General features: G+C 57.3%; 10 protein-coding genes. 5 read left to right on the top strand and 5 right to left on the bottom strand.

Features of this window, described 5'->3' with window-relative positions; translation table 11 throughout:
- Positions 1-2: 2 nt before the first annotated feature.
- Positions 3-698 carry an esterase gene (gene ypfH / locus P349_RS10230; RefSeq protein WP_024907569.1) on the top strand — a complete coding sequence of 232 codons (696 nt, stop codon included), beginning with the start codon at positions 3-5 and terminating at the stop codon, positions 696-698.
- Between the two features lie 38 nt (positions 699-736).
- Here the strand turns inward: ypfH and P349_RS10235 are convergent, their stop codons facing one another.
- The 3 genes from P349_RS10235 to P349_RS10245 are packed head-to-tail and all read right to left on the bottom strand — an operon-like array spanning position 737 to position 2,447.
- Positions 737-934 (bottom strand): YpfN family protein, encoded by a 198-nt coding sequence (locus P349_RS10235; RefSeq protein WP_014171111.1) that lies wholly within the window; start codon positions 932-934, stop codon positions 737-739.
- A 24-nt stretch (positions 935-958) separates the two neighbouring features.
- Positions 959-2,086, bottom strand: a complete 1,128-nt coding sequence (gene dapE, locus P349_RS10240; RefSeq protein ID WP_032646771.1) for a succinyl-diaminopimelate desuccinylase — start codon at positions 2,084-2,086, stop codon at positions 959-961.
- A gap of 10 nt (positions 2,087-2,096) precedes the next feature.
- Positions 2,097-2,447: an ArsC family reductase gene (locus P349_RS10245; protein ID WP_032646769.1), complete on the bottom strand. Its 351-nt coding sequence runs from the start codon at positions 2,445-2,447 to the stop codon at positions 2,097-2,099.
- 387 nt (positions 2,448-2,834) lie between these two features.
- Here P349_RS10245 and ypfM point away from each other — a divergent pair, with 387 nt between their 5' ends.
- Entirely contained in the window at positions 2,835-2,894 is a 60-nt protein-coding gene (gene ypfM, locus P349_RS26360) for a protein YpfM (protein WP_015572204.1), read from the top strand.
- Between the two features lie 109 nt (positions 2,895-3,003).
- On the opposite strand, the gene acrD is transcribed toward ypfM, so the two are convergent.
- A complete protein-coding gene (gene acrD, locus P349_RS10250) occupies positions 3,004-6,117 on the bottom strand; it encodes a multidrug efflux RND transporter permease AcrD (RefSeq protein ID WP_032646767.1) in 3,114 nt (1,037 codons plus the stop codon).
- Positions 6,118-6,259: 142 nt separating this feature from the next.
- Complete coding sequence (gene narQ / locus P349_RS10255; RefSeq protein ID WP_032646861.1) at positions 6,260-7,954, bottom strand: nitrate/nitrite two-component system sensor histidine kinase NarQ; 1,695 nt, start codon at positions 7,952-7,954, stop codon at positions 6,260-6,262.
- Between the two features lie 152 nt (positions 7,955-8,106).
- Between narQ and aegA the strand changes: the two genes are divergently transcribed.
- From aegA to P349_RS10270, 3 genes are all read left to right on the top strand, one after another.
- Positions 8,107-10,083, top strand: coding sequence for a formate-dependent uric acid utilization protein AegA (gene aegA, locus P349_RS10260; RefSeq protein WP_032646764.1), 1,977 nt, complete (start codon positions 8,107-8,109; stop codon positions 10,081-10,083).
- A 66-nt stretch (positions 10,084-10,149) separates the two neighbouring features.
- A complete protein-coding gene (gene nudK, locus P349_RS10265; RefSeq protein WP_032646762.1) occupies positions 10,150-10,743 on the top strand; it encodes a GDP-mannose pyrophosphatase NudK in 594 nt (197 codons plus the stop codon).
- A 101-nt stretch (positions 10,744-10,844) separates the two neighbouring features.
- A complete protein-coding gene (locus P349_RS10270; RefSeq protein WP_032646860.1) occupies positions 10,845-11,888 on the top strand; it encodes a DUF1176 domain-containing protein in 1,044 nt (347 codons plus the stop codon).
- Positions 11,889-11,917: the final 29 nt, after the last annotated feature.

Here is an 11,917-nt window from a genome sequence, read left to right as displayed (position 1 = left end):
CCATGAAACACGACCATTTTGTTGTTCAAAGCCCTGACAAACCGGCTAAACAGTTACTGCTTCTGTTTCATGGGGTTGGCGATAATGCCGTCAATATGGGTCAGATTGGCAGCTGGTTTGCGCCCGTTTTCCCCGACGCGCTGATTGTCAGCATCGGTGGCGTTGAGCCATGCGGTCCGAACGGACGCCAGTGGTTCTCGGTTCAGGGCGTGACGGAAGAGAACCGTCAGGCGCGCATCGATGCCATCATGCCCACCTTTATCGATATCGTCCGCTACTGGCAACAGCAGAGCGGCGTGGGTGCCGACGCGACCGCGTTGATTGGCTTCTCACAGGGGTCAATCATGTCGCTGGAAAGCGTTAAAGCGCAGCCGGGTCTGGTTTCACGGGTAATCGCGTTTAACGGCCGTTTTGCGACGTTACCGACAAGCGCAACCACGCAGACCACGATCCACTTAATCCACGGCGGTGAAGACCGGGTGATCGAGCTCTCGCATGCGGTTGCTGCCCAGGAAGCGTTGATTCGCGAAGGTGGGGATGTGACGCTGGATATCGTTGACGATCTGGGCCACGCCATAGACGACCGCAGCATGCAGTTCGCGCTCGATCGTTTGCGCTATACCGTACCGAAGCACTACTTTGATGAAGCGCTCAGCGGCGGTAAGCCGGATAATGATGATATTGTTGAGTTTATGTGAGGTTATCCCCTCTCCACAGGAGAGGGGATACAGACCGATTACTTCTTCTGGTCTTTCTTCGGCCAGTCGTCGTCATCGTCCCACTTGTCGTTGAAATCACGGTGCGGGGGAAGATCCGGTTTGTTGGCGAGAAATTTTTTATGGTCAACGCGCTTAAGGTCTTTAATCACGTTAAGCAATACGCCAACCAGAAAAACCAACACCAGAATCCACCAGTACTTTGAAAGCCAATCCATTCGCTATTCCTCTCAGAGCGTTCGTCAGGCGACGAGTTGCTCCATAATACGTTGATACATACGGGCCAGCAGTTGCAAATCTGCCGCATTGACACACTCATTTATTTTATGAATGGTTGCGTTTACTGGCCCCAGTTCGACAACCTGGGCGCCCATACGGGCGATAAAGCGTCCGTCTGAAGTGCCACCCGTTGTCAGCAGCTGTGGCTTAATTTCATTATAGTGCTCGATGGCGTTCACCACCGCATCCACCAGCTTACCGCGCTGCGTCAAGAACGGCTGGCCGGAAAGCCACCACTCCACGGTGTAGCGCAGCTGATATTTTTCCAGCAGGGCGACAACGCGCGCCTTGATCATCTCATCGGTCAGTTCGGTGCTGAAGCGGAAGTTAAACTGGACGAAGTAATCACCCGGGATCACGTTGTTGCTGCCGGTCCCGGCCTTGACGTTCGCAATCTGCATGCTGGTTGGTGGGAAGAATTCGTTGCCTTTATCCCACTCGATGCCCACCAGCTCGTTCAGCATCGGCGCAGCGCGATGTACCGGGTTATCGGCCAGATGTGGATACGCAACGTGCCCCTGAACGCCGTGAATGGTCAGGTTACAGGTCAGCGAGCCACGGCGCCCGTTTTTGACGACATCACCCACCACTTCGGTGCTGGACGGCTCACCGACCAGGCAGTAGTCGAGACGCTCGTTGCGCGCCATCAGCGCTTCAACGACCTTCACGGTACCGTTGTGCGCGCTGGCTTCTTCGTCGGAGGTGACCAAAAACGCGAGACGGTTTTTGTGGTTCGGATGCTGCGCCACAAAGCGCTCTGCCGCCACGACCATCGCCGCCAGAGAGCCTTTCATGTCTGCCGCGCCGCGACCAAACAGCATGCCATCGCGAATGGTCGGCTCAAACGGCGGGTTAATCCAGCGATCCGCATCACCTGCGGGAACGACGTCAGTATGCCCGGCAAAGGCCAGCGTTTCACCCTGGCCGCGCCACGCCCAGAAGTTCTGGGTATCGCCAAAATCCATGTGTTCAACGGTAAAACCGATGGCACGCAGGCGTTCAATCATAAGAGCCTGACAACCTGCGTCGTCCGGGCTAAGGGAAGGACGGCGAATAAGCTGCTGAGTCAGCTCAATGACCGGGCATGACATAAACTACACCTCAACGAAAAAAGTCGGAATAAAGGGTTTCACTGAAACCCAGCAGCATAGGCTGCCCTGGCGCGCAGAGCAATGGGCGTTTGATAATTGCCGGCATCTCGAGCATCAGTTTTGCCGCGCTGTCGGCATCGTTGATGCTGGCGCGCAGAGAGTCGTCCAGTTTACGCCAGGTGGTACCGCGGGTGTTCAGCAGGGCTTCCCAGCCCAGTTCGCGAATAGCGCTATGCAGAAATTCTGCATCGAGCCCATCGGCACGGTAATCGTGGAAGCGGTACTCCACGCTGTTTGCTTCCAGCCAGCGGCGGGCTTTTTTGATGGTGTCGCAATTTTTAATGCCGTACATCACAACCATGGTGAATCCTTTTGATGTTCTGATAATTAAATGTTCAGTAAATTCGAAGATATATCCTTAAGTGGAATATAACACATTCAGGAATCGTCTGGATTAATGTGTCTTCTTAATTCGACTCACAACTGTACGCTGAATATTCTTTCATCATTTAAGCATAGATGTCCATAAACTTTAAAAACCCAATAAAGTCAGCCAATAAAATAAAACTCACCCGTCCGTAGGGTTATTTCAAAATATTGCTGGCCGTCACAAAAAATTGAGAGCTCTCCGTTCATATTTATCATAAATCCCCGCGGAACGTGGGGTACAATCACAGCAATTGGTTAAATAGTCTTCACAATGATGGTACGTTTTTGTAGAATGCGCATAATAATAAGAGAGGTTGTTATGATTGAACGTGAACTGGGGAACTGGAAAGATTTTATCGAAGGCATGCTTCGTAAATGACATTCAGTAAGAATTGCAAGAGCACTAAAATAAGTAAAATAACCATAGTGTGAATTAATCACACAATAAAAAGGCGGCCGATAAAGCCGCCTTTTTTTATTTCAACCACTTACTCAGGACGTTCCTTCAGCGGGAAGCGGCGACGCACCAGCACAAAGAACAGCGGAACGAAGTAAATGGCCAGAATGGTGGCCGAAATCATGCCGCCCATCACCCCGGTCCCGACCGCATGCTGGCTGCTGGAGCCCGCGCCTGTGCTGGTTGCCATTGGCAGAACACCAAAGACAAACGCCAGCGACGTCATCAGGATCGGACGCAGGCGCTGACGGCAGGCGTGCAGCGTAGCGGCCATCAGCTCGTGGCCTTTGGCATTCATCTCGTTGGCAAACTCAACGATCAGAATGGCGTTTTTCGCCGACAGCCCAATAACGGTGAGCAGGCCCACCTGGAAGTAGACATCGTTCTCCAGGCCGCGCATCCAGGTCGCCAGCAGCGCACCGATGACGCCAAGGGGCACCACCAGCATGACCGAGAACGGGACCGACCAGCTCTCATACAGTGCGGCAAGGCAGAGGAAGACCACCAGCAGAGAGAGCGCGTAAAGCGCAGGGGCCTGCGCCCCGGAGAGACGCTCCTGGTAAGACATGGCCGTCCACTCGAGACCAAAACCGGCGGGCAGCTGCTGCACCAGTTTTTCCATGGTGTCCATGGCAGTACCGGTACTGACGCCCGGCGCGGCTTCCCCGACGATTTCAACCGCAGAATAGCCGTTATAGCGCTCCAGGCGCGGCGAGCCGCTCTCCCAGTGCGAATTAGCAAAGGCGGAGAACGGCACCATGCCGCCAGCATTATTTCTGACAAACCAGCGGTTTATATCATCCGGCAGCATGCGGAACGGCGCGGCGGACTGGACATACACTTTTTTCACGCGGCCGCGGTCCATAAAGTCATTCACATAGCTCGAGCCCCACGCCGTCTGCAGGGTGTCATTGATATCGTTGATCGAGACGCCCAGCGCCTGCGCCTTACGCTGATCGATATCCACCTGGAGCTGCGGACTATCATCAAGACCGTTATGGCGAACGCGGGTCAGGCCCGGATCGTTGCCCGCCAGCGCTAGCAGCTTATCGCGTGCCGCCATCAGCGCCGTGTGGCCCGCCCCGGCGTGATCCTGCAGCTCCATATCGAAACCGGCAGAACTGCCCAGCCCGCTTATCGCCGGCGGACTGCTGGCAAAGACGCGCGCCTCTTTGATGTGGGCAAAGGCTTTAGTCGCACGTTCAATGATGGCAAATGACGTTCCCGTTCTGGTATCGCGCTCGTCCCAGTCCTTCAGGCGGACGAACATGCGGGCGACGTTCTGCCCGTTCCCGCCCGGACCGGAGCCGACGGTAGAGAAGACCGACACCACGTTATCTTTCTCTTTGGTGAAGAAGTACTGTTCCACTTTCTGGACCACTTTCAGCGTCTGCTGCTGCGTTGCGCCGCTCGGAAGCTGCACCGAGGTGGTGAACATCCCCCGGTCTTCCATCGGCAGGAACGAGGTGGGCAGGTGCAGGAACAGCCAGACCATGCCGCCCAGCAGCACAACGTAAATCATCATCCAGCGCAGGCTGCGGTGCAGCACGTGACCAACGGCAGACTCATACCGCGCGGCGTTGCGGTTGAACATCCGGTTAAACCAGCCGAAGAAGCCTTTCTGCCCGTGATGCTCCCCTTTGTGCAGCGGTTTCAGAATAGTGGCGCACAGCGCAGGGGTGAGGATCAGCGCCACCAGAACGGAGAGCACCATCGCCGAGACGATAGTGATTGAGAACTGACGGTAAATCGCCCCGGTTGTGCCGCCAAAGAAGGCCATCGGGATAAAGACGGCCGACAGCACCATCGCAATCCCGACTAACGCCCCCTGAATTTGCCCCATGGATTTGCGCGTCGCCTGGCGCGGAGAGAGTCCCTCTTCGCTCATGATGCGCTCGACGTTTTCAACCACCACGATGGCATCATCCACCAGAAGGCCAATCGCCAGCACCATGGCAAACATCGTCAGGGTATTAATGCTGTACCCGAACGCGTAAAGCACCGCAAAGGTCCCCAGCAGCACCACCGGAACGGCAATGGTGGGGATCAGCGTCGCGCGGAAGTTTTGCAGGAACAGGTACATCACCAGGAACACCAGCGCGATGGCTTCCAGCAGGGTCTTCACCACGTCCTCAATCGAGGCTTTGACGAAGGAGGTGGTTTCGTAGGCGACTTTGTACTCCAGCCCGTGCGGGAAATACTGCGACAGCTCGTCCAGACGGTCCAGCACCAGTTTTGCCGTCGCCATTTCGTTCGCGCCGGAGGCCAGTTTAATCCCCAGCCCGGAGGCCTGATTGCCATTAAAGCGGCTCAGATAGTCGTATTTTTCCGCCCCCATTTCCACCGTGGCGACATCGCCGAGACGGACTTCCGACCCGTCCTGATTTACGCGCAGGGTGATGTTGCGGAACTGGTCCGGCGTCTGCAGCAGGGATTGTGAATTGATGGTGGCGTTCAGGGCTTGTTTATCAACAGAAGGTGTTCCCCCCAGCTGCCCCACCGCAATCTGGGCGTTCTGGGCTTTAATGGCATCCGTCACGTCGGTTGCCGTCATCTGGTAGCTGTTCAGCTTGTTGGGATCGAGCCAGATACGCATCGAGTATTGTGAGCCGTAGGCGTCGATATCTCCGACGCCGTTAATCCGGCTGATAGGATCCTGAATATTACTGGCGACGTAGTCCGCGATGTCCTGTTTATCCATCGAGCCATCTGTCGAGACAAAGGCGATGGTCAAAATGTTGGTATCACCGGTTTTACGCACGGTCACACCCTGGTTCTGCACCGCCTGGGGCAGCTTGCGCATGGCCGACTGCAGCTGGTTTTGGACCTGCTGTACCGCTTCGTCCGGATCGGTACCCGCCTTAAAGCTCAGGGTCACCGTCGCCTGACCCGTGGCGCTACTTTGCGAGGACATGTACATCAGGTTATCCAGACCCGTCATGTTCTGCTCGATAACCTGCGTCACGGTATTTTCCAGCGTTTGTGCCGACGCGCCGGGATAGTTTGCGGTGACGCGCACGTTCGGCGGGGCCAGGTCGGGGTATTGCTCAACGGGAAGTGAAGTAATCGCCAGGACACCTGTCAGACACAACAGGATGGCAAGCACCCAGGCAAAAATGGGGCGATCGATGAAGAAATTCGCCATGAAAGTGTGACCTCGTTTTGCTGCACGTCATTATTGTTTATTGCCCGCATAACTTTAGCGGTAAGGGCCAGGTCAAACGTGGAGAAATAAAGGAGATAATGTAAATTATCATGCGCTTTTCCCTGCGCTTGCCCCTTTACCGTTATTTACCTGTTAACGGTGTGGGCACCGGGAACGTCACGCTGACCAGCGTGCCGCCGTTTTGCGGCTGTGAAAAGTGTAGTGTTCCCCCAAGCCGTTGCGCGCGTTCACGCATAATGTTCAGCCCGTAGTGTCCCGGCGGCTCGCTGGCCTCGCCAATTCCGATCCCGTTGTCACGAATGCTGACGCAGTGCGTACCGTTCGCTGCCGTCACGCAGTTCACCGCGATTTCGCTGGCCTGCGCGTGCTTAATGGCGTTCAGCACGGCCTCACGCACGATCTGTAAAAGATGCACCTGCTTTTGCGCGTCCAGCGCCAGCGAGGAGAGGCGACAGTCGAGATGCAGCTTAGCCTGCGTCTGGCGCTGCAGGACGTCGAGGGACTCCTGCAGCGCCGCGGGCAAATTCGCGTGGTTCAGCGTCAGGCGGAAGGTAGTGAGCAGTTCGCGCAGCTGCTGCCAGGCGTTGTTCAGCTCGCGGGAGAAGTCGGAGATGATGGTCTGCGCCGGAGTATTTTCCTCCGGCACGGCGCGTTTGAGCAGCGCAAGCTGAATGCGCAGATACGACAGCACCTGCGCCAGCGAATCGTGCAGCTCGCGGGCGATGGTGGCGCGCTCTTCCATCAGCAGCAGCTGCTGGTAATGTTTTTGCGCCTGGTTAAAGTACAGCCCGCGCCCGAGCATAGTCGCCACGCTTCTCATCAGCGGAAGGGGGACGCTGTCCGTTTCGCTTTGCCAGCGCAGCTCGCCGTAAAGGGTGTCCTGCATCAGTACCGGCAGGTTTTGTAGAGGGATCCCCCTGGACTCCTTCCCTTCACACAGCCGCCAGTCGTCGCTGGTGCGCAGCTCCAGATAATTCATCTGCGTATAGTCATGGACAATCTGCAGGATATGCCGGAAACAGTGGCTGTCTATCTGGCCGGTATTCAGCGCCTGCGAGCACTTGAACAGCATGTCGAGCTGCTGGTGGGCTTCGTGCAGGTGCCGCGTTTTTTCCGCGACCGAAGCCTCAAGCGAACGGTAGAGCGTATCTAATTCGGCGGACATGTGGTTGAAGGCGCGGGAGAGCTGGCCCAGCTCATTCGGCAGGGCGGAATCCGGCGCCGGGGTTGCAAATTCCCCGCGCTCAACCCGTTCGCTGGCCGCCACCAGATTGTTAAGCGGCAGCACCACCTGGCGACGGATGCGTCGCAGGGTAAACAGCGTCAGCAGCAGGATCCCGAGAGCGCCTGCCAGGGAAAGCAGGGTCACCGTCTGAATTTTATGTTCGGTGTAGTGCTGAAGGGCGAGCACAAAGGCATCAATGCGGCCGACAAAATCTTCAATATTGCGTTGATACCACGCGCTGTCGCCACCGGCGATGCGTGCATCCATCTCCTGCCAGGCCACATGCAGCTGCTGGTAGCGCGCTTTAACATTGTCCGGAACGTACCAGCGGTTCAGCTTCTGCAGCGCTGGCGCGCCGAGCGTCTGTTGCCAGCTCTCGCGATGTGCAGCAAGGGAAGGGCTGTTGCGCTGCATCTCGTAGCCCAGACGATAGCTCTGCATGCGCAGCGAGCCGGCGATATTGATGGCTTCGGCATCACGCTGGCTGCTGGCCAGCGTCAGCAGCGCGACGGTGCTGGTCAGCACGGATAAGACAATGATCGAAAAGAAAGCCCAGGCAAGGCTTCCGGAAACGGGTCGTTTAACGGTCACAGAACGGCTCTCTGAATAAAATTGATCTGCCACAGGTTCACTGGAAATAATTGGGCATTCCGGGCATTTGAACATTGCCCGATCGCGCCGTGATGCGTAAATACCATACTCTTATAAAGAGAAAGGTTATTGAACCAAAAACAGGTGTGGTTATGAATCGTTTTATTATGGCTAACAGCCAGCAGTGCATCGGGTGTCGCGCCTGCGAAGTGGCCTGCGTGATGGCGCACAACGATGAGCAGCATGTCCTGAGCGAGCGCCATTTTCATCCCCGTATTACGGTCCTGAGATCCGGTGAGAAGAGCAGCCCCGTGACCTGTCATCATTGTGAAAATGCACCCTGCGCGCAAAGCTGCCCGAACGGTGCCATCAGCAAATGCGATGACAGCGTACAGGTGAATCAACAAAAATGCATCGGCTGTAAGGCCTGCGTGGTGGCCTGCCCGTTTGGCACAATGGAGATTATCGTCACCCCGCTCGACAACGGCAGCGTGAAGGCCTCGGCGAATAAATGCGATCTCTGTCTGACGCGGCCACACGGCCCGGCCTGTATCGAGAATTGCCCGGCAGATGTCCTCTCACTGGCGACGCCTGCTGTCCTTGATCATCTGGCGAAATCGCGCCGACAGCGCACGGCCTGCCTGGAGGCGCAGCCCTGGCATGCGGAGGCCGTCGGAGAAGATGCTCCGCGCGCCAAACTGCAGCAGATGCAGGGGACGGCGCCACGCGGCGAGCCCGATAAACTGGCTGCCGCCGAACGCGTAAGCCATTTTAACGAAATTTACCTGCCGTTCCGGGACGGGCAGGCCGCCCGCGAGGCGTCGCGCTGCCTGAAATGCGGAGAGCACAGCATTTGCGAATGGACCTGCCCGCTGCACAACCACATCCCGCAGTGGATTGAGCGTCTCAACGCGGGGGATATCACCGGCGCGGTCGAGCTTTCTCATCAGACCAACTGTTTACCTGAAATTACCGGCCGCGTCTGCCCGCAGGACCGATTATGCGAAGGGGCCTGCACGCTTCGTGAAGAGGCAGGCGCCGTGACCATCGGCAACATCGAGCGCTATATCTCCGATCGGGCGCTGGCGATGGGCTGGCGGCCGGATATGTCCGCCGTCACGCCGACAGATAAACGTGTCGCGATTGTCGGCGCGGGGCCTGCCGGGCTGGCGTGCGCCGACGTGCTGGCGCGCAGCGGCGTGAGCGTGACGGTCTATGACCGGCATCCGGAAATCGGTGGATTGCTAACCTTTGGCATCCCGGCATTCAAGCTGGACAAATCGCTGCTCGCGCGGCGCAGAGAGATATTTACCGCGATGGGGATCCGCTTTGAGCTGAACTGCGAGGTGGGCCAGGACGTATCGATGTCGCAGTTAAAGCACGATTACGATGCCCTGTTTATTGGCGTGGGAACCTATCGTTCGATGAAGGCGGGTATCCCGCATGAAGACGCGCCAGGGGTCTATGACGCGCTGCCTTTCCTGGTGGGCAACACGCGGCATGTTATGGGGCTGGAGGCGACGGCCAGCGAACCGTTCATCGACACCCATGGCTTAAACGTGGTGGTGCTTGGCGGGGGCGATACCGCCATGGACTGCGTCCGCACCGCGTTACGCCACGGTGCGGCGAAGGTGACCTGCGCCTATCGTCGGGATGAGGCCAACATGCCGGGCTCGAAGAAAGAGGTGAAGAACGCCAGAGAAGAGGGCGCTGCGTTTGAATTTAACGTCCAGCCGGTTGAGCTGACGCTGGATCCGAACGGAAAGGTCAACGGTATCCGGATGCTGCGTACCGAGCTCGGAGAGCCGGATGCGCAGGGACGGCGGCGACCGGTTCCCGTGGCGGGCAGTGAGTTCGTGATGGCCGCGGATGCAGTCATCATGGCGTTTGGTTTTAACCCGCACGCGATGCCGTGGCTGCAGGCGCAGGGTGTCGAAACGGATGACTGGGGGCGGATCGTTGCCTCCGTCGAGAGCCGTTACCGTTACCAGACGACTAACCCGCAGATATTCGCCGGGGGCGATGCGGTACGCGGCGCGGATCTGGTGGTGACCGCAATGGCGGAAGGGCGTCATGCGGCGCAAGGGATACTCGACTGGCTGGGGGGTAACGCGCCAAAACATCATTAAACCGGCGGGCGACAAAGCGGGATTCACGGCGTAGTATAGGACGACTCATTGTGTCGTGGAGCCCGTATGACCCTGAAAATTGACGTTATCAAAGACAAAATTCTCTCTGAAAACTACTTTGTCCTGCGTAACATCACCTATGATCTTACACGTAACAACGGTGAAGTGATCCGCCACAAACGCGAGGTCTACGACCGTGGCAATGGAGCAACTATTCTGCTCTATAACCGTGAAAAGCGGAGCGTGGTGCTGATCCGCCAGTTCAGGGTGGCGACATGGGTCAATGGCAACCCTGACGGACGTCTGATTGAAACCTGCGCGGGCCTGCTCGATGATGATGAGCCGGAAGTCTGCATCCGCAAAGAGGCCGTTGAAGAAACCGGCTTCGAAGTGGGCGAGGTCAAAAAGGTCTTCGAGCTGTTTATGTCGCCCGGCGGCGTGACGGAAATCGTCCATTTCTTCATCGCGGAATACAGCGACGCGCAGCGCACTCACCGGGGCGGTGGCGTCGAGGATGAAGATATCGAAGTGCTGGAGCTTCCTTTTGCCCGAGCGCTGGAGATGGTGCGAACAGGGGAAATCAGGGATGGTAAGGCGGTGATATTACTGCAGTATTTACAGACTACCGGGCTGATGAATACCCCTTTCGAACGGATATAGCCTGTTTTTCGGGTATATCTGATAAATCCGATTGAGCAACCCCGGCGGGAACACGAAGATACTGCCCAGTTATGCGTTTTCGTTCCGGGATTGTGTCATTCATGCGCTACAGCGTCTTTTTATTTTCCCTGTTTTGGGTGCTCCTCGCGCCGCAGGTGCGGGCTGCACCCGCGCAGCAAGCCTTTTCTGACTGGCAGGTGACCTGCAATAACCAGAACTTTTGCCTTGCCCGCAACACGGGCGAACATCGTGGTCTGGTCATGACGCTCACCCGAAGCGCCGGGGCGAAAACGGATGCCACGCTGCGTATCGATCTCGGCGGTCTTGATACGCCCTCCGTTAAAGAGCCTGAGATTGCTCCCCGCCTGCTGCTGGATAACGTTCCTCTGAAGCTCGACAAACAGCGCTGGCAGCTCACGCCCTGGCATCTGAAAACAGACGATGCGGCCACCATCACCGCCTTTCTGAAAAACATCCAGGAAGGGAAGGCCCTGACCCTGCGCGGCGGTAAGCAGGTCATTTCACTGAGCGGTCTGAAAGCCGCGCTGCTGTTCATTGATGCGCAGCAAAAGCGCGTCGGCAGCGAAACCGCGTGGATCAAGAAAGGTGACGATCCGCCGTTAAGCGTTCCGCCTGCACCCGCCTTAAAAAAGGTGGCGGTCGTCAATCCGACCCCGACGCCACTCTCCCACGTCGAACTGAACGACCTGCTGGACTATGGTACCGGACGGATGAACAGCAGCCAGTGCTCGCTGGATCCTAACCGCCGGGAAGTGCGCGTCACCGCGTTAACCGATGACAAAGCGCTGCTGATCGTCAGCTGCGAGGCGGGGGCCTATAACACGGTTGATCTGGCGTGGCTGGTATCACGTAAAAAACCGTTCACCGCCCGCAGCGTCAGGCTGCGTCTGCCGTTTACGCCGTCAAGCGACGGCAGTGAGATGGAGTTGATGAACGCCAGCTTCGATGAGAAGACGCGCGAGCTGACAACGCTCGCGCTGGGACGCGGTATGGGCGATTGCGGGATCCAGACGCGCTGGCGTTTTGACGGCCAGCGTTTCCGCCTGGTGCGCTACGCCGAGGAGCCCAGCTGCGACAACTGGAATGGGCCAGATGCCTGGCCCACGCTGTGGATCACGCGGTAGCTTTTCTGCCGGGTGGCGGCTTCGCCTTA

The organism is Enterobacter sp. DC4 (assembly GCF_000568095.1).
Classification (GTDB): domain Bacteria; phylum Pseudomonadota; class Gammaproteobacteria; order Enterobacterales; family Enterobacteriaceae; genus Enterobacter; species Enterobacter pseudoroggenkampii.
Note: the sequence above shows the minus strand (reverse complement) of the source record. Positions and strands in the feature narration are given on the sequence as shown.